Origin of the sequence: Bacillus sp. FSL W8-0770, from assembly GCF_038008705.1 — a bacterium.
GTDB classification, from domain to species: Bacteria; Bacillota; Bacilli; order Bacillales; family Bacillaceae_G; genus Bacillus_A; species Bacillus_A cereus.
Window position 1 is genome coordinate 372,742 of sequence record NZ_JBBOZR010000001.1, and the last position, 23,462, is coordinate 396,203.

A 23,462-nucleotide genomic window follows, 5' to 3' on the forward strand; every position below is an offset into this window, starting at 1 on the left:
AGAATGCTGCGAAGGAGTGAGTGCAGTGACAGGAAATGTATTGAATTATTATGCTGGTGGTAATACAGCTAGGGGATTTCACAATTTATACGAAGAGAATTTAAAAGGATTAGACAGATTATTTATCTTAAAGGGTGGTCCAGGAACGGGAAAATCTTCTTTAATAAAGGCAATAGGTCGTGAATGGGTTGGAAAAGGATATGATATTGAATTTTTACATTGTTCTTCTGACAATAAATCGGTTGATGGTGTAATTATCCCACAATTAAAAGTAGGAATTGTTGATGGGACATCACCGCATGTTATTGAGCCAAAAATGCCAGGAGTTGTTGAAGAGTATATAAATTTAGGAATTGCTTGGGACTCAGATAAACTAAGAAAGCAGAAATTAGAAATTGAAAGATTTGTTTCAGAAGCAAGCAAAGCTTTTCAGTCTGCTTACGCACGTTTTAAAGAGGCATTGGTTATACATGATGAGTGGGAGAAGATATATATTGATAATATAGATTTTAATAAAGCAAATGAACTAACCGATCAGCTAATCCAGAAATTATTTGCAGATAAAAGCAGGAGACAATCGCTTGTCAAACATCGTTTTTTAGGAGCTGCAACACCGAAAGGAGCAGTTGACTTTGTTCCTAATTTAACAGAAGGGTTACCACATCGTTATTTTATAAAAGGCCGCCCAGGCTCTGGAAAATCAACGATGCTCAAAAAGTTAGCTAAGGCAGCTGAAGAAAAAGGATTTGAAGTTGAAGTATATCATTGCGGATTTGACCCGAATAGTCTTGATATGGTTATCGTAAGAGAATTAGGCTTTGCAATTTTTGATAGCACCGCACCGCATGAATATTTTCCAAGTCGTGAGGGTGATGAAATTATTGATATGTATGCCCTTATTGTTACGCCAGGGACGGATGAGAAATATGCGAAGGAAATTCGTGATGTTTCCATTCAGTATAAAGCAAAAATGAATGAGGCAATGTCTTTCTTAGCGAAAGCAAAATCGGTTCGTGATAAATTAGAACGAATTTATATTGCTGCTATGGATTTTTCGATAGTAGATGCATATAAAGAGGAGATTCAAAAAGAGTTTGAACGAATTGCTGCTACTGTAATCGAAAAGCAACAATAGAAGTTTTATTAGGCTGTCAGTAATTTCTGACAGTTTTTTTAGTATGTAGTAAAATTAATAGTGTATTGTCGAATTTCCAAGGAAATAATCAAAAAATGGAGATGTTATGAAATGAGAGAGAAAATCGAGTTGGAGTTAGAAAGAATTGAAAAAGAGAATGATGTAAAAATTTTATTTGCGGTGGAATCAGGGAGTCGTGCTTGGGGGTTTCCATCGAAAGATAGCGATTATGATGTTAGGTTTGTTTATATACATCCGGTAGAATGGTATTTATCAATTCATGACAAACGTGATGTAATTGAATATCCAATTAGTGATGATTTAGATATAAGTGGTTGGGATATTAAAAAGGCGTTGCAACTATTCGCGAAATCGAACCCAGCTTTACTTGAGTGGATTCGATCACCAATTTTTTATTCGAAAAACTCTAATTTTCCAGAACTACTTCAACAGATGAGTGAGAAGAATTTTGATCCAAAAGCAACGATATATCATTATTTACATATGGCGTCGAAAAATTATCGTGAATTTTTGCAAGGTGAGAATGTAAAGCTGAAAAAGTACTTTTATGTATTACGTCCTATTTTAGCTTGTAAGTGGCTAGAAGAGAAAGCAACTTTACCACCTGTAGAATTTGATCGATTGATTACAGAATTACCATTAGAACGTAGTGTATTAGATGAGATTGAAAAGTTGTTAATAAAGAAAAAAGCAGGTACTGAATTAGATGTTGGATTGAAAATTAAGGTGCTAAATCAATTTTTAGAAGAACAAATTCATTACTATGGGCAATATGTAAAAGGAATTGAAAAGGGATCAGGGATCGATATTGAAATTTTAAATACACTATTTCGAGACATGCTGTTTGAAGCATATGAAAAAGAGCACAAGTAAGTTTGTGCTCTTTTTATTTTGTAGGAATGAAGAAAACAGATATAGCTGCGATAAGACCTGCAAAGGAGAATAAGTAAAAATTCCATGCTAAGTCATATTGCATTGTCATTATAATACCGATGAGAATAGGGCCAGCAATTGCACCAACTCGGCCAAGTCCCAGTCCCCAGCCTAAGGAGGTAGCTCGGATATGTGATGGGAAGTATTGTGTTACATATGCATTTAATATTTGAGTAATACCGACCGATCCAATACCAGCAAGGCCAATTAAAAGATAAATGATTGTAACAGATGGCTTAATTGTTAATAGTCCGATACATATGGCTGCCATAAGATAAGAGATGCTAATAACAATTTTTGCGCCTATACGATCAGCAATTGCTCCAGCGAATAACGCACCAACAGCTGCGGTAATATTTAGCATAAGTAGAAAAGACAGACTAGATCCAAGAGGATATCCCGCCTGGCGCATCATCTGTGGTAACCAAGTATTTAAACCGTATATTAAAAACATTCCCATTATATAAGTGATCCAAAAAAGTAGTGTTGCTTTTATGTATTCTTTTGAGAATAAAGTAAAAAATCCATTTTTCTTTCGTATAGTAGATGGAGCTTGATGAGTTTTATTTTTTACATGAAATTCAATTTGAAAACGATTAAGAATTTGGTTCACTTCTTCTTGGCGATTACGTGATAATAAAAATTGAATGGACTCAGGTAAATAGCGAATAATGAAAGGAATGAGGAGTAGTGGAATCATTCCGATACCAAACATAATTCTCCATCCGAAATCTTCTAACATAAACATAGACAAAATAGCACCTAATACGATACCTAAAGGATAGCCAGTAAACATAAGAGCATAAATAAAAGATTGCCTTTTTTTTGGTGAATATTCAACAGTAAGTGCTGAAGCCGTTGGGATAACACCGCCTAATCCGATTCCTCCTATAAATCGAGATAATCCAAATAACTTAGGAGAAGAAGCGATAGCCGCTAAACCCATTGTGATAGAAAAAAGTGCTAAACAGCATATAAGCGTCCATTTACGCCCAATTAGATCTGTAATCGTTCCAACTAGAATAGCCCCAATAAACATCCCAAATAAAGCATAGCTTGCAATTGTACCAGCGTGCGCTGGTGATAGCGCCCAGCTTTTGTCTTCTAGGAGCTTTGGTAGAACGGCACCGTAAATACCTAAATCATATCCATCAGCTAAAATGGCTAGCCAACAAATAAAAACAACAAGTTTTGTAATAGAGCTTGAAAAGATAGTTTCTGTAGATTCTAGATGAGGTGGAGCTGAAGGTTGCATAATATTCACCCCTTTTAATTTGTAGCTGAATATATTATTTTATTTAATGTTAATATTTCCCTCCCTGTGTCGAAATTTATCTGAAAAGATTTTATAACAAATAAAGAAGTTCAACAGTAATTCTGTTGAACTTCTTTATTTGTTTACTCATTATCAACTCGTTTTAACGGTTGATCTGCTGGGCCTTCAAGAACGTCTCCCTCAATTGAAAAACGAGAACCATGGCAAGGGCAATCCCAAGTACAATCACCATTATTCCATTCAACTTCACAGCCGAGATGTGTACAAGTTGTATCGACGATATGTAATTTTCCTTCTTTGTCCTTATAAGCACCTGCTCGTTTACCGTTAACATGTACGACAGATCCTTCACCAACTTCGAGATCTTCTGGCTTACGTAATGCGGTTTCAATCTTACCTTCAATTAAATGTTTCGCAACATCAATGTTTTGGGAGAGGAACGTTTTTATATCTGGATTTGCATGGAAGCGTGATGGTGCATACAGTTCTTTATAGGGACTGTGGACTTTTAGGATGGAGTCCTTCAGTAGGTGAGCGGCAGCAGTTCCAGTTGTCATGCCCCATTTGCGATATCCAGTTGCAACAAAGATATTTGGATTTCTTTCGTTAATATGTCCGATATAAGGAAGCTTATCTAGAGTGATTAAATCTTGTGCTGACCATCTATAAGGAACTTCGTCTATTCCAAAAGTTGCTTCAGCAAAAGAATAAAGTGCTTCGTAATGAAGCATCGTATTTATTCCTTGTCCTGTTTTATGACTCTCTCCGCCAATCAAAATTAATTTTTCTCCATTGTTTGTTATATAGCGTAAGGAGCGCTTTGGATCATCAATACTTAAATACATGCCACCTGGATAATCCGTTTTTGCTTTTATTGCAAGAGCGTAGGAGCGTTCTGCGTACATTCGCGTAAAGAAAAAGCTATTTGCATCATAAAAAGGAAAATGTGAACAAGAGACGACATATTCACAAGTGATATGATGGCCCTCTTTTGTAATTATTTGTGGATGATCTCCCTTTTCCACATCCATAGCTGTTGTTTGTTCGTAGAGCTTTCCGCCCATCTCCACAAACTTTTCTAAAAGTGTTTTTAAATAAAGAAGGGGATGGAATTGTGCTTGATTTTTCATTATAAGCGCAGATTGTACTGGAATAGGAATCGATAGAGATTGAACATAGTCACAAGGTATATTTAATTTTTGATAAGCTTCATATTCTTTCGATAAATTTCTTAATCCGTTATCGGTAGTTGTATATAAATATGAATCTTCATTTGAGAAATTACAGTCGATTTTATATGTTTGAACAGTTTCATTTATGAATTGTAGAGCCTGATTATTTGATTCATAGTAAAGCCCGGCCTTTTCTACACCGAAATGGTTTATTAATTCATCATAAATAAGATCATGTTGTGCTGTTACTTTCGCTGTTGTATGCCCAGTCGTTCCGTTTAAAATACGACCAGAATCAATTAAAACAACATCGATGCCTTCTTTTGCAAGTAAATAGGCAGTAGTAATACCTGTAATACCAGCACCGATAATAGCAACTTTCGTCTTTATATTTTCGGATAAACGAGGGAAAGTAGGAAGCTGAGTAGATTCAATCCAATAAGATAGCGGCAGTTGTGGAAATGTATCACTTGTCATTGCGGAAACCTCCTGATTTTAGAACAATTTTCCTTTTAATATTTCCATATTATATGAAATTTATGTGTGTTGTTTTAGAAGTAGTCTATTTTTATTAAAAGAGGTTATAAATTATTTTAATATAATTAATTAGGTGGGGCATTATGAAGTAGTGGGATTTATATAAAACTAAATTCAAGTGATTCTGTTTGTTGATTACATAGGGAGTTATTGAATGAGATAGAGTCTATGGCATTTAAGAAAATGTCTATATATAGTGGGTAAATCCTTATGGAATCTATACATTTTCTTTAGTGAAATAAAGTATGATTATAAAAATATAACCACCTTTTATTACTAGGTCATAAAAGGTGTTGACAATATAGAAATTCTATTGTTATGATTCATCATGTGGAAAGGTTGATAGAGAGTAAAAAGAGAAATGTTTTTCATTGATAATAAAAGCGAAAAATAAGTGACGATAGAGTGAGTATATTTTCCTTATAATAGATGCTTTTTGGATCATCTAGTAAAATCAATCTGGAAGCAAGAATTGATATATGTAAGTTGCGCAAGGCGCGGCATAAGAAAGGAGCAAAAGGATGAAGGAGCTTCATACGTTTGGGTGGTATGCAGCACGTGTATCACCACATTTGCCGAAAAAAGCATTTAAACCAGTGCCTACTCGTTTATTTGGTGGACTGGCTTATTTGCTTGTGGCATTGGCGGGGTTAATATCGATTGGTGTATTTGAATTGAATGTGTGGGCGAATCTAGGAATTGCGATTGTTCTTGGATTATGTTTTGCTTCACTTGGATTTTTAGGGCATGAAATTTTACATGGAACTGTTGTAAGAAAGGCATGGCTTCGTGATTTCTTAGGCGCGATTGCATTTATGCCATTATCAACAGGGCCAAAGCTTTGGAGAAAGTGGCATAATGCAACGCATCATGTTCATACACAGCATGAAGAGAATGATCCGGATGCATGGCCGACACTTGAGAAACTTAAGAAGAGTAAGTTTTTGAGTTGGGTATATCGTATGCCTTTACATGTACGTTCATTCTTTAGTTTTCTGTCACTAACAATTCAATTTACATTGCATTCGACTCGAATGTTCTTTCATTTTATAAAAGAGTTCAAGTCATCCAATCAAAAATCTGTATGGCTTCAACTTCTTTTGCCTTGGACAGTTTGGATTAGTTTATTGTTTATTATGGGACCTGGAAAATGGTTATTTGCATATGTCATTCCGTTGTTAATTGCTAACTTTATTGTAATGGCATATATCGCAACAAATCACCGCTTAAATCCAATTGTTCCAGTAAATGATCCGTTAGCAAACTGTTTGTCAGTAACAGTGCCGCGCTGGGTAGACGTTTTACATTTCAATTTCTCATATCATACAGAACATCATCTGTTTCCTGCTATGAGTTCTAAATACTATCCGTTAGTAAAAGAGAAGATTAAAGAAATGTGGCCGGAACGCTATCATGAGATGCCGATGACAAAAGCTTTGGCAGCGCTATGGAATACACCACGTGTGTATTATCAAGGAAGTGAATTAGTGGATCCGCATAGAGAGCATTTCTATGGTTCTTTAGGAAATGGACTAGATCCTCATAATATTTCATATCGTGAGGAACATATAGAGGAAGAAAAGAGTATTAAAAAAGTAAATCAGTAAAAATTAATATATTTTTGCAATGAAAAAGCAAGCCATCTCAGGCTTGCTTTTTCTTATAAAGAAACTTCCTTTTTGTTCTTTTTATGGAATTGGACGGAGTTAGTTTCTTTTCGTTGTAGTCGTTTTTCTAAGAGATTAACAAAATAAGTAAATAGAAGAACAAGTACGAGATAGTATACACCAACGATTATGTAAGTATCTAATTGTTGGAAGTTACCTGCTGCAATTGATAAACCTGATCCCCATAACTCGGACAGTCCTACGTAAGCGACAAGTGAAGAGTCTTTTAATCCGATAATAAATTGGTTTCCTAGAGGAGGAAGAGACAGACGAAATGCTTGTGGTAATATAATCCGGCGCATAGCTAAAGGGTAAGGCATACCTAAGGAGCGAGCGGCTTCCAATTGTCCCCGGTCGACGGATTGAATGGATCCACGGAAAATTTCCGTAATATATGCACCGTTATGAATTGCTAAAGCGATTGCTCCTGCCCAAAAAGGGGAGAAAACAATGACAGATGTAATGCCAAAATAGAGAATTGCGATTTGAACGATTAAAGGTGTACCACGAATAATAGCAATATAGATATGAGCAATGCTATTTAAAACTTTGTTATTCGAGATTCGAAAGAAAGCAAATAATAATCCAATTAATGAACCGAGTACTAGGGAGGTTAATGTTAATTGTAATGTGACAATAGTAGCCTTTAAGAGTGTGGGATAGGTAGAGATAAAAATTTCAAACATGTGTTTCACCTCATATTGTATAGATTTTAGTAGAGAATGAAATGCCCCACATAAAATGAACATTTAATCAGTGGGGCACTGTTTATGAATCTTTTGAATGGCTAACTTACTTCATTTTTTCCTCTTCACCGAGAATATTACGCCCGAACCATTTTTTACTGATCTTTTCATACGTACCATCTTTAATGATTTCATCTAACGCTTTATTTACTTTCTCAACCATTTCTTTATCATCTTTGCGAATAGCAATTCCCATTTCATCAAGATTTAATGGTTTTCCGGCTTCTTTTATATTTGATTTTCCTTCTTTTATCATACGTAGACCAACCATTTGATCCGTAATTACTGCGTCAACACGCCCAGGCTCTAAATCCATAAGAGCAGTAATATCGCTGTCATATTCTGTGATTTGATCTGTATATTTTGCAACAAGATTTTTAAAGGTACTAGCTTTTACAACACCAATTTTCTTACCTTTTAAATCTTCTGGAGAAGAGATAGCGTTATTCTTTTTAGCTACAAAAATTTGGGCGCCGGAGCGATAGTACGGATTTGAGAAACTAACAGCTTTTAAGCGCTCCTCTGTAATTGCCATACTACCCAGTATTACATCATATTTCTTCGCTTGAAGACCTTGAATCAGCGTTTCCCATGGGTTTGTAACTGGCGTAGCCTTCATGTTCATCTTTTTAGCAAGAGCTTCACCGATTTCTACATCAAAACCGACAAGTTTGCCGTCATTTTCTTTATAGTTAAAAGGTTTGTATAATCCACTCATCGCATAGCGAAATTCTTTTTCACCATTTGTTGAAGTAGTGGAGCTTTCTTTGCTACAAGCTCCTAGTATGAAAGATGTACATAGTGTAATGCTAGCAACAATGGTTAATAGTTTTCTTTTCATAAAACCCCTCCTATATATTGATCATACAGATGGTTTTTTAGTATGTTATTGAAATATTTTATTTGGATGATTAGTTGTGCACCGTATGAATGTATTCTTTTTCGTTCGAAACAAAAGTTACATTATAAAACGTTGCGTAAAAATTGTTTTGCCCGTTCATGTGATGGAGCTGAAAAGAATTGTGCTGGCGGAGCATCTTCTACAATCTTTCCATCATCCATAAAGATGACGCGATCAGCTACATCTCTTGCGAAATTCATTTCATGAGTAACAATAACCATTGTCATCCCTTCTTCAGCAAGTTCTTTCATAACTTGCAATACTTCTCCAACAAGTTCAGGGTCTAAAGCTGAGGTAGGCTCATCAAATAGCATAATCTTAGGGCTCATTGCAAGAGCTCGTGCAATGGCAATGCGCTGTTTTTGACCACCTGAAAGAAGATGAGGAGTTACATCTGCTTTATCTTGAAGGCCGACTTTTTGGAGAAGTTGAGTTCCAATATCCTTTGCATTTGCTTTCTCTAATTTTTTTACGTGAATAGGTGCTTCTATGATGTTTTCTAGTGAGGTCATATGAGGAAAGAGGTTAAAGTGCTGAAAAACCATACCGACATTTTCACGGACTTTATTTAAATTTGAATGCTTTGGATCAATTCGCTCACCTTGTAAGTGAATTTCGCCTTCATCGTACATTTCTAAAAAGTTAAGACAGCGAAGTAATGTACTTTTACCAGAACCACTGGCACCAATTAAAACAACTACTTCTTTTTCTTTTACTTCTAAATCAATTCCTTTTAACACATCAAGTGAACCGAATGATTTTACTAGATTTCGAACTTGAATCATACAAAACCCCCAGTTAAAAATATATTTTACAAATGTTGCCCCTTATTTCTGTTATTAGTCATAAATTGTCAGAATCCTTTATTTTTTTCGTGCAATTTGATATTCAAAGAAATAATATTTTTTAAAATCTCTATATCCTTCTATAATGAAAATATGGATAATAATATATAGGTAGTATTTATATTGCTTATAAAAAGGGGGAAAGGGAAGATGGAAAAAGAAAGGAAAACATTTTCTTTTGGATTACGTACACAACTTATGCTATTCACTACAGTTTTAGCTTTCATTACATATTCAACAAGTATCTTTTTTATTTACGTGATATACGATTATTTTCAAAGTTATGTAAGTCAAACTGTATATAATATTATCGTTATGTTGTTAGGGGTAGTATGGTCTGGAATTTTAGCATATGGAGCAGCCGTATTTTTAATTAAACCGCTTCGCAAGTTAGAGGAGGCGGCAAGAAAAGCAGCTGAGGGTGATATTCGTGAAGATGTTCCATTACCGAAGACAGATGATGAAATTAAATCTTTAAGTGTTGCATTTAATATGATGTTAGGAAACTTAAGGGGCATGGTAAAAAATATTGATACAACATTTTCGTATACAAATAATCAAGTACAGCAGATTAGAAAACAAACAGGCGAAGCAACGAGACAAGCGCAAGGTGTATCTGAGACACTTGCAGAAATTTCTTCAGGCGCTGAGCAATCAGCGGCATCAATTCAAGCAATTGTTTCTGCTGTTGATACAACGACTTCTATTGCAAGTGAAGTAGAAGAAAAAGCGAAGCAGTCTGATACATTGTCTTCAGAAATGGTTGAAGCTTTAGGGCATAGTACTCGTGTCTTTACGTCTTTAATTCAAGGTATTCAAACATTGGCAAAAGAAAATGAAGATTCAATGCAAAATGTACAGAAGTTAGAAGAACGAATGAAACAAGTAGAACATATTGTGTCTGTTGTGAGTGCGATTGCTAGCCAAACGAATTTATTAGCACTAAATGCTTCTATTGAGGCAGCTCGCGCAGGAGAGCATGGAAGAGGCTTTGCGGTTGTTGCGGAAGAAGTACGGAAACTTGCTGATGAAAGTGATCATTCTGCAAGAAACATATCGCAGTTATTACGGAATATGCAAGATGAAGTACAACAAGTTGCAATGAAAATGACAGAACAAGTGAAAATAGCTAAAGAAGAGGCGAAACGTGGGGAAGCTACGGAATTAATTTTAAAAGAAATGTCATCAAGTGTTATGGAAGTAGCCGATGCAACTCAGCAAATTAGTAGTTATATGAATGAACAAGTGAGCCACATTCATCAAACAGGAGCACAAACAAAAGCTGTAGCAGCAATTGCTGAAGAAACGTCAGCTGGTTCGCAAGAAGTAGCGCGTGTGACGCTACAACAGTCTAAAAATATGATAGCAATCGATCAATTATTAAAGGATTTAGAGAAGCAAGCAACTGATTTGAAACAAACAATTGAACGATTTTCAATGTAAAAGGAAGAACAGAATGCTGTTCTTCTCTTTTTTATTTAGCTTGATTTAATATTTACAGTTAAACTATGAACGTTTCCGCAACATTCTTTTCTGTCCCTTTCGGATGAAAATTATAGCGAGCTATAATATTAAAAGGGGTGTCTTTTATGAAAAAAGAAAAAAGACAACGGTTAATTAAACAATTTGTAAAGGAGTATGAAATAGATAAGCAAGAAAGATTAGTAGAATTGTTAGCAAAAAAAGATGTATTAGTAACACAAGCTACGGTTTCTCGCGATATTCGTGAGTTAAACTTAACGAAGGTACCTTCTCAAGAAGGATTAATGATATATAAAGTTTTCTCAGAAGAGCATGTACAAACTGATATAAAGTTAAAGAAAAAATTACGAGAAGTGGTTGTAAAAATTGATTGTGTAGATCAATTAATGGTTATTAAAACATTACCTGGTAATGCACATGTTATTGGTGTTTTATTTGATGAGTTAGATTGGAAAGAAAAAATAGGATGTATATGTGGAAATGATACATGCCTTATAATTTCACAGTCGAAATCAGATAGGGAGATTATAGAAGAAAGATTAAATTTAATTATTTAGATGCAAAAATCCTGTTTTTAATAAAATTAAAAACAGGATTTTTGTTTAAATACGGAAGTTAAATATTCAACATATATGCGTAATATATGTATTTTTTATTGAGAAAGCGAGATAGTTTGTTATAAAAATACATATTCGTATGATTTTAAAAAAATAACTTGTTTAATATTTCACAATGATAATGTGGATACTTTCACAAAGATGAAAGTGCAGAGCATTTATTATGTACTTGTAAGACATCAAACATATTTAAAAGGAGGTACAACAAATGAAACATCCGATACATGTTACTTCAGAAATTGGGGAATTACAAACGGTTTTATTAAAACGACCGGGTAAAGAAGTGGAAAACTTGACGCCAGATTATTTGCAGCAATTATTATTTGACGATATTCCATACTTACCAATTATTCAAAAAGAGCATGATTATTTTGCACAAACGTTACGCAATCGGGGTGTTGAAGTTCTTTATTTAGAAAAACTAGCCGCTGAGGCGTTAGTAGATAAAAAACTTCGAGAAGAATTTGTTGATCGTATTTTAAAAGAAGGACAGGCCGACGTAAATGTTGCACATCAAACTTTAAAAGAATATTTACTTTCCTTTTCAAATGAAGAATTAATTCAAAAAATTATGGGCGGTGTACGGAAAAACGAAATTGAAACAAGTAAGAAGACACATTTATATGAATTAATGGAAGATCACTATCCGTTTTACTTAGATCCAATGCCTAATTTATATTTTACTCGTGATCCAGCAGCTAGCGTGGGCGATGGCTTAACGATAAATAAGATGAGAGAACCAGCGCGTAGACGTGAATCATTATTCATGGAGTACATCATTAAATATCATCCAAGATTTGCAAAACATAATGTACCAATCTGGTTAGATCGTGATTATAAATTTCCAATTGAAGGTGGCGACGAGCTAATTTTAAATGAAGAAACAATTGCGATTGGAGTATCTGCTCGTACTTCAGCTAAAGCAATTGAACGTTTAGCTAAAAATCTCTTTAGCCGACAAAATAAAATTAAGAAAGTGTTAGCAATAGAAATTCCAAAATGTCGAGCATTTATGCATCTAGATACAGTATTTACAATGGTTGATTATGACAAGTTTACAATTCATCCAGCCATTCAAGGGCCAAAAGGGAATATGAATATTTATATTTTAGAAAAAGGATCAGATGAGGAAACTCTTAAAATTACACATCGTACTTCTTTAATGGAAGCATTAAAAGAGGTATTAGGCTTAAGTGAATTAGTTCTTATTCCATGTGGAGGAGGAGATGTAATTGCTTCTGCTCGTGAACAATGGAATGATGGCTCGAACACATTAGCAATTGCGCCAGGTGTAGTTGTTACATATGATCGCAACTATGTATCTAATACGTTATTACGGGAACACGGTATAGAAGTGATTGAGGTGCTAAGTTCGGAATTATCTCGTGGTCGTGGGGGTCCACGTTGCATGAGTATGCCAATTGTTCGTAAAGATATTTAGTATAAATAACGGAGAAAGTAGGGATGAATTATGTTAATGACTAGACCAAATTTAAAAGGAAGAAGCTTTCTAGCAGAAAAAGATTTTACACAAGAAGAATTGTTATATTTTCTAGATTTGGCAGCAGAATTAAAAGAGAAAAAGAAAAATGGTATCCCGCATCATTATTTAGAAGGTAAAAATGTAGCGCTCTTATTTGAAAAAACTTCTACTCGTACGCGTTGTGCATTTACAGTAGCATGTACAGATTTAGGGGCAAATCCTGAATATTTAGGGAAAGGTGATATTCAACTTGGGAAAAAAGAATCTGTAGAGGATACAGCAAAAGTGTTAGGGCGTATGTTTGACGGAATTGAGTTTCGTGGATTTAATCATGAAACTGTAGAATCTTTAGCACAAAATTCTGGTGTGCCGGTTTGGAATGGATTAACAGATATGTGGCATCCAACACAAACACTAGCAGATTTATTAACAATTAGAGAACATATAGGGAAATTGAAAAATGTGAAGCTCGTTTACGTTGGCGATGGACGAAATAATGTTGCTAATAGCTTACTAGTTGGTGGAGCAATCGTTGGAATGGATGTACGTATTTGTACACCGGAATCTTTATGGCCTGCACAAGAAGTAATTGATTTAGCAAAAAAATATAATGAACAGGTAATGATAACAAGTAATGTGGAAGAAGCTGTTGCGAATGCAGATGTAATTTATACAGATGTATGGGTGTCTATGGGGGAAGAAGAAAAATTTGCTGAACGTGTCGAGTTATTGAAACCTTATCAAGTAAATATGAAAATGATTAAAGCAACAGGGAATGAAAACGTGATTTTCTTACATTGTTTACCTGCATTTCATGATGTTGAAACGATGTATGGCGAAGAAGTTTATGAGAAATATGGGTTGAAAGAAATGGAGGTAACTGACGAAGTATTCCGCAGTAAACATTCAAAAGTATTTGATCAAGCTGAAAATAGAATGCATACAATTAAAGCGGTTATGGCAGCTACTTTAGGAAACATGGAGTAAAGAAGAAAGGGAGTCTTCCTTTCTTCTTTCTCCTCCTTTAGACACTATCATTCACTATTGCTTTTGTATTGTTATTGCAATTTAAGAGAGGTGAGTGGAATGGGTGAAGATAAGAAATTAGGGTTGTTTACACTAACGGCTCTTGTAGTTGGGTCTATGATTGGCGGTGGAGCCTTTAATTTAGCGAGTGATATGGCAAAAGGTGCTGGTGCTGGAGCCATTATTATTGGCTGGGTTATAACAGGAATTGGGATGATTGCACTTGGATTATCTTTTCAAAATCTAACTGTAAAACGGCCAGATTTAGATGGTGGTATTTTTAGCTATGCAAAAGCAGGATTTGGTAATTTTATGGGGTTTAATAGTGCGTGGGGATACTGGTTATCTGCTTGGCTTGGAAATGTAGCTTACGGTACATTATTGTTTTCTTCATTAGGATATTTCTTCCCAATCTTTGAAGGCGGGCAAAATGTAGCGTCCATTATTGGTGCAAGCGTATTATTATGGTGTGTTCACATGTTAATTTTACGTGGAGTTCAATCAGCAGCACTTGTGAATTTAGTAACTACAATCGCAAAATTAGTACCTGTATTTGTATTTATTGTCATAGGAATCTTCGCGTTTCATATTGATACGTTCTTAGATGGATTTTGGGGGCAAACTGGTTCTTTTTCATGGGGAGCAGTTGGCAGCCAAGTTAAAAGTACAATGCTTGTAACTTTATGGGTATTCATTGGGGTAGAAGGGGCTGTTGTTTTATCCAGTCGAGCAAAAAATAGAAGTGATGTAGGGAAAGCAACCGTTATTGGCTTAATTGGTACACTCATCATTTATATTTTAATCACATTATTGTCTCTTGGACTTATGCAGCAAGCAGATATTGCGGGTTTGAAAAATCCGGCTATGGCTTATTTATTTGAAAGTGTTGTTGGAAAATGGGGTGCTATCTTTATTAATTTAGGTTTGGTCATCTCTGTATTAGGTGCTTGGTTAGGTTGGACTTTGCTCGCTTCTGAAATTCCATATTTAGCGGCTAAAGATGGAGTATTTCCAAAATGGTTCGCAAAAGAAAATAAAAATAAGGCTCCAGTAAATTCATTGTGGATAACAAATGGTTTAATACAAATGTTCTTGTTAACATTCGTTGTTTCTGATCAGGCGTATAACTTTGCATTCTCTTTAGCATCTTCAGCTATTTTAATTCCATATGCTTTTTCAGCATTTTATCAACTGAAGCATAGCTTAAATTCTGAAGAAGTAGATCGAAATAAAAATATAGTAATTGGTTTGATAGCCAGTATTTATGGCGTGTGGTTAGTTTATGCAGCTGGTTTAGAGTATTTATTATTAACAATGACTTTATATGCGCCAGGTATTTTTATTTTTTACAATGTTCAAAAGCAAAAGAGTTCGAAGCAAATATTTACTCGAGTGGAATTAGCATCATCCGTAGCAATTGGTGCTTTAGCATTCTTTGCGATTTATGGATTAATTACAGGCAGTATTACTTTATAAAGCGCTGTGAAAGCGAAATCAACTGGAGGGCTGGAATATGGCACGAAGAAAAATTGTAGTTGCACTAGGGGGAAATGCGATACAGTCTGGAGAAGCTACTGCGGGAGCGCAGCAAGAAGCGTTGGAAAAAACGGCAGAACAACTTGTGAAAATAATGGAAAATGATGTGGATATAGTAATTGCGCATGGAAATGGCCCACAAGTGGGGAATATTTTATTACAGCAAAAAGCTGCAGAAACGGAAAAGACACCTGCAATGCCATTAGATACTTGTGGGGCAATGAGCCAAGGAATGATTGGATATTGGATGGAAAATGCGATTGAAAAGGCATTGAAAAAACGGAATATAAAAAAAGACGTAGCAACGGTTATAACACGCGTTGTTGTGGATAAAAAAGATGAGGCATTTAAAAATCCAACTAAACCAATCGGTCCTTTTTATACAGAAGAAGAGGCCAGAAGATTAATGGATGAAACAAAAGCAGTGTTTAAAGAAGATGCTGGTAGAGGATGGAGACGTGTTGTTCCATCACCGAAGCCTGTAAGTATTCATGAACATAAAGTGATTAATTCTTTGGTCGAAGATGGAAACATAGTGATAGCTGTTGGCGGAGGTGGAATTCCAGTAATTGATTCCGAAGAAGGGTTAAAAGGAACTGAAGCGGTTATCGATAAAGATTTCGCTGCACAGAAATTAGCAGAATTAGTAGATGCCGATACGCTCGTTATTTTAACTGCAGTTGATCATGTGTATGTAAATTATAATCAACCGAATCAAAAAAAATTAGAGCATGTCACAGTGAATCAATTAGAAGAATATATTGAAGAACAACAATTCGCTGCGGGAAGCATGCTTCCGAAAATTGAAGCTGCTATTAATTTTGTTAATACAAATCCAAAAAGAAAAACAATTATTACGTCTTTAGAAAAAGTATATGAAGCACTAGAAGAAAAAGCTGGTACTATTATTTCAAAACAGAATGTATGCATGTATGTTTAAATTCTTATGTACGCTACTTAGTAGTAAAAAAGAATGGAGTTAGTAACTTCATTCTTTTTATTTATTAATATTTTTTGTACTCATTGTTCATAAAGTTTTCATGATGAAATCTGAATATGTAAGTTAATTATGATAAAATTCAAATTGAATACGCTTTCTTGATTTTTTCGCTCCAACATACAGCAAGAGAGAGGGAATTTTATGAATAGACGGAACGTAGTGAAAGACTTAAAGCAGTTCGAATTATTTGCTCATTTAACAGAAAAAAAATTGAAAGGCTTAACAGAGTTTGTTTATTGGCGAACTTATAAAAAAGGTCAATTTTTATTTTTAGAAGGGGATTCAAGAGAAAGAATTTACTTCATGTTAGATGGTTTTGTAAAGTTAGAGCGGGTTAATCAAAATGGGAACTTATTATACGATGACTATGTGAAGCGATATTCTATTTTTCCTTATGGTGGTATGTTTACAGACAGAGGATATAACTATACAGCAGAAGCAATGACGGATGTGGAGGTATATTATATTCCAACGGTAATCTTTGAAGATATGGTAAAGTCCAGCAGAACGCAATTGATGTACGTTGTTCAGCAATTATCATCTATATTAAAATTGAACGAAAATCGAGTGCAAAATATTACAATTCCTAATGCACAAGATCGTGTTATCCAAACGTTAAATTATTTAATGCAGGATTTAGGAGAACAGAGTGGAGAAAAGATTGTAATTTCATGTCCACTTACAACAATTGAAATATCCAAAATATCTGGAACATCTCGAGAGACAGTTAGCAGCGTATTAAAACAATTAAAAAATGATAGCATTGTTACAATTTTAGATAAAAAAATTACAATACATGATCCAACATATTTTGAAGAAATCTCTATGTGAAAATTGTATATTGATTTTTTAATTCATAGTGTATATTAATAAGGTTCTTTATATATTTATAAGGAACTTTTTTACGTTATCCTCTATAAAAAGATTGTATAGTATGGTAATAATAGCTAAAATCGATAATAAAATACAAAGTGAAGGGGAGAAAGAATGATTCGTATTGAGTATGATCGATTAGTAGCTATTTGTTACAGTATAGGGGTTTTGTTATTATTAAAAATTCCAAATGATAATGAATTAATTGGGGAAAAACTATTCAATGTCTATAAGGTTCCGATACATACGTATGTTTATATGGATTATAAAGTCTCAAATATATTGATTGTTTCTTTCATACTACATGTAATTGCATTTATATTATTTTTAAAATGGCTAGGAAAAAAGGAGTCTAGTACATTTAGAAAAACGAATAAGATAAAAGTAGTAGGCATTAGTATTTTGATTGTAATGATGCCGTTTATTTTAAATACAATCCTCCAGACATTGAATAAAACATGGTACTACGCAGGAAAAACAGGGGTAGAAGCAATAGAATATAAAAAAGAAGATAGCCAGTGTAGAATGGAGAAAAATGGAGAGAATATCCAACCGAAGTGCATTGTTACTTTAAAAAATTATCGTAATCATTCACAAGCATTAAAAGTTGTTTTATACGATAATGCAAACGAGAATTCAAAAAGCTATCCAGTACCGAAACCAGTCTATTTACAAAAACATGAGACAAAGCAATTCGAATTTCAAGTTCCTGTTTCTTATAATAGAGGTATTGAAAAAGATAAAGTACCAAATATTAAATTACATTCATTGCATGAAAATGATACGAAATACAATTAATCTGTAAGTAAAAGTTTATGAGTAGGAGCAAGAATTTGAAACGATATAGAAAATCAACTTGAATCATCCAACATACTGCGAGGTAACGGTATATTGGATGATTTTTTAATGTTATCCCCTTTTTTCACGTATGAAAAGGAGGAATACTTTGTTGGAAATGAAAAACATCACAAGGATCATACATGGTTTTTACTTTACGTAATCTGTGAAAGTTAGAGCCATAATAACTAGTTTGCCAATTTTTAATATCGATATCGGGCCAGTTCACATAGTCACCTAGTGTATAAGGATCTAAGCTTTCTCGTAAACCTTTAACCCAGCGTATATTTCGATTTTCTTCATCATCGCATTTCCAAGAGGTAATGTATTCTTGAGCAATAATTGCTTTACGATGAAAATAAGCCGTTTCATTCGGCGAAATATTTTCAACAGCACCTATGATCGATTGATGCCAAATACTAGCATCTTTATTTGGTGCATGAGAAAGAAAGTATTGCATGATTTGAATGCCTTTAAGGGGAATAGGTTTATAGACATAGGAACCAGAGCGCTTGAAATTTTCAGGGATGTTACCGCTATTAAAAAATTCAACAGCCTTTATATAAGGAACTTCTTCTATAAAGAGAGAGGGGCTACCAGTTTCAAGGAGAGGTGAAGAATGAGATTTACCTTTGTGAGAAATAAATAAAGCATAAGAATAAAGAATCTACATAGAGTTCAATGAAAACAGTTGCAAACTGTTCATATTTTGTTATGATAGTGTTACGAAAACGTTTGCATAAAAATCCGATGGGATGCAAAAGGAGAGAATGACTATGAATAAGACATGGTGGAAAGAAGCGGTTGCTTATCAAATTTATCCACGAAGCTTTATGGATTCAAATGGTGATGGTATTGGAGATTTACAAGGTATTATTGCAAAACTGGATTATTTAAAAGATTTAGGTATAGATGTAATTTGGATTTGTCCAATGTATAAATCGCCTAATGATGATAATGGTTATGATATTAGTGATTATCAAGATATTATGGATGAGTTTGGTACAATGGCAGACTTTGATGCTTTACTAGATGAAGTTCATAAGCGTGATATGAAGCTTATTATTGATTTAGTTATTAATCATACGAGTGATGAACATCCATGGTTTATTGAATCACGTTCATCTAAAGATAATCCGAAGCGTGATTGGTATATTTGGCATGATGGTAAAGATGGTGCGGAGCCAAACAACTGGGAAAGTATTTTTAATGGTTCGGCATGGGAATATGATGAAGAAACAGAACAATATTATTTACATCTATTCTCACGTAAACAACCAGATTTAAACTGGGAGAATAAAGAAGTTCGCGAAGTACTATATGATACGGTTAATTGGTGGCTTGATAAAGGTATTGATGGTTTCCGCGTTGATGCGATCAGTCATATTAAAAAAGAAGAAGGCCTCAAGGATATGCCAAATCCAAAAGAGTTAAAATATGTGCCATCTTTTGATAAACATATGAATGTGAAAGGTATTCAACCTTTATTAGAAGAGCTAAAAGAAAATACATTCTCTAAGTACGATATTATGACTGTTGGTGAAGCAAATGGTGTTAAGATTGAAGATGCTGAGCTATGGGTTGGAGAAGAGCAAGGTAAGTTCAATATGGTATTCCAATTTGAACATTTAAGTTTATGGGATGCAGAGAAGAAGAAAGACCTTGATGTTGTAGGATTGAAAAAAGTATTAACGAAATGGCAAAAAGGATTAGAAAATAAAGGATGGAACGCTTTATATATTGAGAATCACGATAAACCACGTATCGTTTCAACATGGGGAGATGATAAACAATATTGGCGTGAAAGTGCAACAGCTCTAGGGGCGATGTATTTCTTTATGCACGGTACACCGTTTATTTATCAAGGCCAAGAAATTGGTATGACAAATGTTCAGTTACCAAATATTGAAGATTACGATGATGTAGCAATTAAAAATTTATATCGCGAGAAAATTGCAGAGGGCGTACCACATCAAGATATGATGGAGATTATATGGGCTTCTTGCCGCGATAATTCACGTACACCTATGCAGTGGAATGATGAGATGAATGCTGGTTTCACAACAAGTACACCTTGGTTTAGCATGAATCCAAATTACAAAGAAATTAATGTTGAAAAGCAAAAAAATGAAGAAAAGTCTATTTTCAATTTCTATAAGAAAATGATTGCCCTGAAAAAAGAGCACGATGTACTGAACTATGGTACGTACGATTTACTTTTAGAAGACGATCCACAAATTTATGCATATACACGTACGTTACAGGATGAAAAAGTCATTGTAATTAGTAATATCTCAAAAGAGGAAGCTGTGTATAATGAGGGTTCATTTGCACTAGAACGCAAACGTTTGCTTTTAAATAACTATGAAGTTGCGGAACATGAAGAAGTAACAACAATTGCTTTAAAACCTTATGAAACAAGGGTTTATCGCATTTCATAATAAAAAAGGATGCTCTTTGAGCATCTTTTTTTATGAAAAAAAATAAATTTCTATTGCAAAGTGAAAACGCTTTTATTAAAATAGATTTATGAAAACGGTTGCGTAAAAAAAAAGAAAAATGATATGAGGAATCGTTTTCATAAAAGGGACAGAAATTATAATTTAAATCATTATGTTGTTATAAATAAAGGGGAGGAAGAACAGATGAAAATTACGTCTTTTGATTTTTGGCAAAAGTTCGGGAAAGCTTTATTAGTTGTTGTAGCCGTAATGCCAGCAGCTGGTTTAATGATTTCCATCGGTAAGTTAATTGGTATGTCTGCTGGGGATGTTAACGCAGTTCATACAATCGCTCGCGTAATGGAAGACATCGGTTGGGCAATCATTACAAATCTACACATCTTATTCGCAGTAGCAATTGGGGGATCTTGGGCGAAAGATCGCGCGGGTGGTGCATTTGCAGCGCTATTAGCATTCGTCTTAACAAACCGAATTACAGGAGCTATATTTGGCGTAAACGCTGAAATGTTAGCGGATTCAAAAGCGAAAGTTTCTTCAGTAATAGCGGGAGATTTAATTGTAAAAGATTACTTTACTTCTGTACTTGGTGCACCTGCATTAAACATGGGAGTGTTCGTAGGGATCATCACAGGTTTCTTAGGAGCTACTTTATATAACAAATATTATAACTATAATAAACTGCCACAGGCATTAGCATTCTTTAATGGAAAACGATTTGTACCATTCGTTGTAATTCTTTGGTCTACAGTTACTGCGATTGTATTATCACTTATATGGCCATTCATCCAAAGTGGGTTAAATGAATTTGGTCGCTGGATTGCAGCTTCAAAAGATAGCGCACCAGTTGTTGCACCGTTTGTATATGGAACGTTAGAGCGTTTATTATTACCATTTGGTTTACACCATATGTTAACGATTCCGATGAACTATACAGAGCTAGGCGGAACATATACGATGTTAACTGGTTCAAAAGTTGGACAAGTTGTAGCAGGACAAGATCCATTATGGCTTGCATGGATTACAGATTTAAATAATTTACTAGCAAATGGAGATACGAAGGCATATAACGATTTATTAAATAACGTTGTACCAGCTCGTTTCAAAGCTGGACAAGTTATCGGCTCAACAGCAGCGTTAATGGGGATTGCATTTGCGATGTTCCGTAACGTGGATAAAGAAAAGCGTGCAAAATATAAACCAATGTTTTTATCAGCAGCATTAGCAGTATTCTTAACAGGTGTAACAGAACCAATTGAATTCATGTTCATGTTTATTGCTCCAGTATTATATGTTGTATATGCTATTACAACAGGACTTGCATTCGCGCTAGCTGATTTAATTAACTTACGTGTTCATGCATTTGGATTTATTGAGTTAATTACTCGTACACCAATGATGGTTAACGCAGGTTTAACAAGAGACTTAATCAACTTTGTTATTGTTTCATTAGTGTTCTTCGGTCTTAACTTTACACTATTTAATTTCTTAATTAAAAAATTCAATTTACCAACACCAGGGCGTGCAGGTAACTATATTGATAATGAAGATGAGGCATCAGAAGGAACAGGAAATGTACAAGACGGTTCACTAGCAACAAAAGTTATCGATTTATTAGGTGGAAAAGAAAATATTGCTGACGTAGATGCTTGTATGACGCGCTTACGTGTAACAGTAAAAGATTTAGATGTTGTTGCACCAGAAGCACAGTGGAAACAAAATGGTGCTCTAGGGCTTATTGTAAAAGATAAAGGTGTACAAGCGGTATATGGTCCGAAAGCTGACGTATTAAAGTCAGACATTCAAGATATGTTAGGTGCGTAATAATATGAAATTGCTAACTTTAAACTGTCATTCTTGGCAAGAAGAGAATCAAATAGAAAAGATACAATACCTTGCTAAAGTAATTCAAGAAGAAGAGTACGATGTCATCGCATTGCAAGAAGTAAGTCAGTCCATACAAGCTGAAAATGTATGCGGTAACAAGAAAGAAGATAATTTTGGACTTTTACTATTAGAAGAGTTAAAAGCGCTACATGTAAAAGATTACAATATTGCTTGGGATTTCTCTCATATTGGTTATGACGTGTATGAAGAAGGATTAGCGATTATAACGAAGCATAATATTATAAAAGAAGATACGTTCTTCATTTCAGAGAACGAGGATACAACGTATTGGAAAACACGTAAAATTGTAAGTACAACAATTGCTTATAATGGTAAGGATATAACGTTTTACTCTTGCCATCTCGGTTGGTGGAATGATGAAGAAGAGTCATTCAAAGGTCAAGTTGATCGTTTGATGGAGCGTGTAGATAGCAATAAGCTCGCCTTCTTAATGGGGGATTTTAATAACAATGCTCGGTTGGAAGGCGAAGGTTATGAGTATATGATGCAAAAAGGGTTGTATGACACATATGAATTAGCAATAGAGAAGGATGAAGGAACGACTGTCCAAGGTGAGATTGCTGGTTGGGATGAAAATAAACATAATTTGCGAATCGATCTAATATTGTGTAACCAAAGTAAAAAAGTTCATTCTTCAAAAGTTATTTTTAATGGTACAAACAGAAATGTAATTTCAGATCATTTCGGTGTAGAGGTTCAATTGGATATATAATAGAAGAAATCCTCACAGAGAATAAAAGCTGTGAGGATTTTTTTAGGAATACAAGTATTTCCAAGAGAAAATACTTGTATTTTTTATGACATTTCATATATATTTGTTATTATTGAATGTAAAACCGATTTGGTCATTTTGTATTCATACTTTGACTCACTTCGTTATATAATGAAGTAAGTGAAAGTTAATGGGAAAAAATAGTGCGTTTTTGGTTAATACACGATGTAGAAAGTGATATAATTGCAAAATGCATGTATCATTTTCTAAAGAAGGAAAAATATATAATTAGGTGA

The 23,462-nt window shown here is 34.4% G+C and carries 18 protein-coding genes and 3 pseudogenes; 15 read left to right on the forward strand and 6 right to left on the reverse strand.

Going from position 1 to position 23,462, the window contains the following annotated elements; all coding sequences use genetic code 11:
• Positions 1–25 precede the first annotated feature (25 nt).
• Both NST27_RS02010 and NST27_RS02015 read left to right on the forward strand, forming a co-directional pair.
• Positions 26–1,135 carry a PRK06851 family protein gene (locus NST27_RS02010; protein ID WP_047385546.1) on the forward strand — a complete coding sequence of 370 codons (1,110 nt, stop codon included), beginning with the start codon at positions 26–28 and terminating at the stop codon, positions 1,133–1,135.
• 111 nt (positions 1,136–1,246) lie between these two features.
• On the forward strand, positions 1,247–2,029 hold the full coding sequence (locus tag NST27_RS02015) for a nucleotidyltransferase domain-containing protein (RefSeq protein ID WP_001208232.1): 783 nt from the start codon (positions 1,247–1,249) through the stop codon (positions 2,027–2,029).
• A 13-nt stretch (positions 2,030–2,042) separates the two neighbouring features.
• On the opposite strand, the gene NST27_RS02020 is transcribed toward NST27_RS02015, so the two are convergent.
• Positions 2,043–3,344, reverse strand: coding sequence for an MFS transporter (locus NST27_RS02020; RefSeq protein WP_047385547.1), 1,302 nt, complete (start codon positions 3,342–3,344; stop codon positions 2,043–2,045).
• Positions 3,345–3,487: 143 nt separating this feature from the next.
• Entirely contained in the window at positions 3,488–5,014 is a 1,527-nt protein-coding gene (locus NST27_RS02025; RefSeq protein ID WP_000199992.1) for an FAD-dependent oxidoreductase, read from the reverse strand.
• Positions 5,015–5,595: 581 nt separating this feature from the next.
• Between NST27_RS02025 and NST27_RS02030 the strand changes: the two genes are divergently transcribed.
• Positions 5,596–6,681: a fatty acid desaturase family protein gene (locus NST27_RS02030; RefSeq protein WP_000661226.1), complete on the forward strand. Its 1,086-nt coding sequence runs from the start codon at positions 5,596–5,598 to the stop codon at positions 6,679–6,681.
• Positions 6,682–6,734: 53 nt separating this feature from the next.
• On the opposite strand, the gene NST27_RS02035 is transcribed toward NST27_RS02030, so the two are convergent.
• The 3 genes from NST27_RS02035 to NST27_RS02045 form a co-directional block, all read right to left on the reverse strand.
• Positions 6,735–7,490 carry an amino acid ABC transporter permease gene (locus NST27_RS02035; protein WP_003283038.1) on the reverse strand — a complete coding sequence of 252 codons (756 nt, stop codon included), beginning with the start codon at positions 7,488–7,490 and terminating at the stop codon, positions 6,735–6,737.
• Positions 7,491–7,533: 43 nt separating this feature from the next.
• Positions 7,534–8,328, reverse strand: a complete 795-nt coding sequence (locus NST27_RS02040) for an ABC transporter substrate-binding protein (RefSeq protein ID WP_000823767.1) — start codon at positions 8,326–8,328, stop codon at positions 7,534–7,536.
• A 122-nt stretch (positions 8,329–8,450) separates the two neighbouring features.
• On the reverse strand, positions 8,451–9,173 hold the full coding sequence (locus NST27_RS02045; protein WP_000616925.1) for an amino acid ABC transporter ATP-binding protein: 723 nt from the start codon (positions 9,171–9,173) through the stop codon (positions 8,451–8,453).
• 375 nt (positions 9,174–9,548) lie between these two features.
• On the opposite strand from NST27_RS02045, the pseudogene NST27_RS29475 reads away from it, so the two are divergent.
• The 9 genes and pseudogenes from NST27_RS29475 to NST27_RS02085 form a co-directional block, all read left to right on the forward strand.
• Positions 9,549–9,734 (forward strand): annotated as a pseudogene (locus NST27_RS29475) (HAMP domain-containing protein); the annotation flags it as partial.
• 369 nt (positions 9,735–10,103) lie between these two features.
• Positions 10,104–10,676, forward strand: a pseudogene (locus tag NST27_RS29480) (methyl-accepting chemotaxis protein); the annotation flags it as partial.
• A gap of 146 nt (positions 10,677–10,822) precedes the next feature.
• Positions 10,823–11,272: an arginine repressor gene (gene argR, locus NST27_RS02055; RefSeq protein WP_000711827.1), complete on the forward strand. Its 450-nt coding sequence runs from the start codon at positions 10,823–10,825 to the stop codon at positions 11,270–11,272.
• A gap of 268 nt (positions 11,273–11,540) precedes the next feature.
• The gene (arcA, locus tag NST27_RS02060; protein WP_000682331.1) at positions 11,541–12,773 is read left to right on the forward strand and encodes an arginine deiminase; all 1,233 of its coding nucleotides are present in this window, start codon (positions 11,541–11,543) and stop codon (positions 12,771–12,773) included.
• Between the two features lie 30 nt (positions 12,774–12,803).
• Positions 12,804–13,802: an ornithine carbamoyltransferase gene (argF, locus tag NST27_RS02065; RefSeq protein WP_000930289.1), complete on the forward strand. Its 999-nt coding sequence runs from the start codon at positions 12,804–12,806 to the stop codon at positions 13,800–13,802.
• 99 nt (positions 13,803–13,901) lie between these two features.
• Entirely contained in the window at positions 13,902–15,317 is a 1,416-nt protein-coding gene (gene arcD / locus NST27_RS02070) for an arginine-ornithine antiporter (protein WP_000503402.1), read from the forward strand.
• A 37-nt stretch (positions 15,318–15,354) separates the two neighbouring features.
• Positions 15,355–16,317 (forward strand): carbamate kinase, encoded by a 963-nt coding sequence (arcC, locus tag NST27_RS02075; RefSeq protein WP_000113948.1) that lies wholly within the window; start codon positions 15,355–15,357, stop codon positions 16,315–16,317.
• Between the two features lie 201 nt (positions 16,318–16,518).
• A complete protein-coding gene (locus tag NST27_RS02080) occupies positions 16,519–17,208 on the forward strand; it encodes a Crp/Fnr family transcriptional regulator (protein WP_001081905.1) in 690 nt (229 codons plus the stop codon).
• Between the two features lie 156 nt (positions 17,209–17,364).
• On the forward strand, positions 17,365–18,048 hold the full coding sequence (locus tag NST27_RS02085; RefSeq protein ID WP_000619194.1) for a hypothetical protein: 684 nt from the start codon (positions 17,365–17,367) through the stop codon (positions 18,046–18,048).
• 124 nt (positions 18,049–18,172) lie between these two features.
• Here the strand turns inward: NST27_RS02085 and NST27_RS02090 are convergent.
• Positions 18,173–18,709, reverse strand: a pseudogene (locus NST27_RS02090) (BBE domain-containing protein); the annotation flags it as partial.
• A 154-nt stretch (positions 18,710–18,863) separates the two neighbouring features.
• On the opposite strand from NST27_RS02090, the gene NST27_RS02095 reads away from it, so the two are divergent.
• The 3 genes from NST27_RS02095 to NST27_RS02105 all read left to right on the forward strand — a co-directional run bounded on the left by NST27_RS02095 (position 18,864) and on the right by NST27_RS02105 (position 23,166).
• Positions 18,864–20,528 carry a glycoside hydrolase family 13 protein gene (locus NST27_RS02095; RefSeq protein ID WP_001044703.1) on the forward strand — a complete coding sequence of 555 codons (1,665 nt, stop codon included), beginning with the start codon at positions 18,864–18,866 and terminating at the stop codon, positions 20,526–20,528.
• A gap of 204 nt (positions 20,529–20,732) precedes the next feature.
• Positions 20,733–22,370, forward strand: a complete 1,638-nt coding sequence (locus NST27_RS02100) for a PTS transporter subunit IIBC (protein ID WP_000705558.1) — start codon at positions 20,733–20,735, stop codon at positions 22,368–22,370.
• A 4-nt stretch (positions 22,371–22,374) separates the two neighbouring features.
• The gene (locus tag NST27_RS02105; RefSeq protein ID WP_061661671.1) at positions 22,375–23,166 is read left to right on the forward strand and encodes an endonuclease/exonuclease/phosphatase family protein; all 792 of its coding nucleotides are present in this window, start codon (positions 22,375–22,377) and stop codon (positions 23,164–23,166) included.
• Positions 23,167–23,462 lie beyond the last annotated feature (296 nt).

Bases quoted from the DNA above. Each gene is read 5' to 3' on its own strand.
- NST27_RS02015 (WP_001208232.1), top strand. From the start codon at position 1,247: ATGAGAGAGAAAATCGAGTTGGAGTTAGAAAGAATTGAAAAAGAGAAT.
- NST27_RS02020 (WP_047385547.1), bottom strand. From the start codon at position 3,344: ATGCAACCTTCAGCTCCACCTCATCTAGAATCTACAGAAACTATCTTT.
- NST27_RS02025 (WP_000199992.1), bottom strand. From the start codon at position 5,014: ATGACAAGTGATACATTTCCACAACTGCCGCTATCTTATTGGATTGAA.
- NST27_RS02030 (WP_000661226.1), top strand. From the start codon at position 5,596: ATGAAGGAGCTTCATACGTTTGGGTGGTATGCAGCACGTGTATCACCA.
- NST27_RS02035 (WP_003283038.1), bottom strand. From the start codon at position 7,490: ATGTTCATTTTATGTGGGGCATTTCATTCTCTACTAAAATCTATACAA.
- NST27_RS02040 (WP_000823767.1), bottom strand. From the start codon at position 8,328: ATGAAAAGAAAACTATTAACCATTGTTGCTAGCATTACACTATGTACA.
- NST27_RS02045 (WP_000616925.1), bottom strand. From the start codon at position 9,173: ATGATTCAAGTTCGAAATCTAGTAAAATCATTCGGTTCACTTGATGTG.
- argR (WP_000711827.1), top strand. From the start codon at position 10,823: ATGAAAAAAGAAAAAAGACAACGGTTAATTAAACAATTTGTAAAGGAG.
- arcA (WP_000682331.1), top strand. From the start codon at position 11,541: ATGAAACATCCGATACATGTTACTTCAGAAATTGGGGAATTACAAACG.
- argF (WP_000930289.1), top strand. From the start codon at position 12,804: ATGTTAATGACTAGACCAAATTTAAAAGGAAGAAGCTTTCTAGCAGAA.
- arcD (WP_000503402.1), top strand. From the start codon at position 13,902: ATGGGTGAAGATAAGAAATTAGGGTTGTTTACACTAACGGCTCTTGTA.
- arcC (WP_000113948.1), top strand. From the start codon at position 15,355: ATGGCACGAAGAAAAATTGTAGTTGCACTAGGGGGAAATGCGATACAG.
- NST27_RS02080 (WP_001081905.1), top strand. From the start codon at position 16,519: ATGAATAGACGGAACGTAGTGAAAGACTTAAAGCAGTTCGAATTATTT.
- NST27_RS02085 (WP_000619194.1), top strand. From the start codon at position 17,365: ATGATTCGTATTGAGTATGATCGATTAGTAGCTATTTGTTACAGTATA.
- NST27_RS02095 (WP_001044703.1), top strand. From the start codon at position 18,864: ATGAATAAGACATGGTGGAAAGAAGCGGTTGCTTATCAAATTTATCCA.
- NST27_RS02100 (WP_000705558.1), top strand. From the start codon at position 20,733: ATGAAAATTACGTCTTTTGATTTTTGGCAAAAGTTCGGGAAAGCTTTA.
- NST27_RS02105 (WP_061661671.1), top strand. From the start codon at position 22,375: ATGAAATTGCTAACTTTAAACTGTCATTCTTGGCAAGAAGAGAATCAA.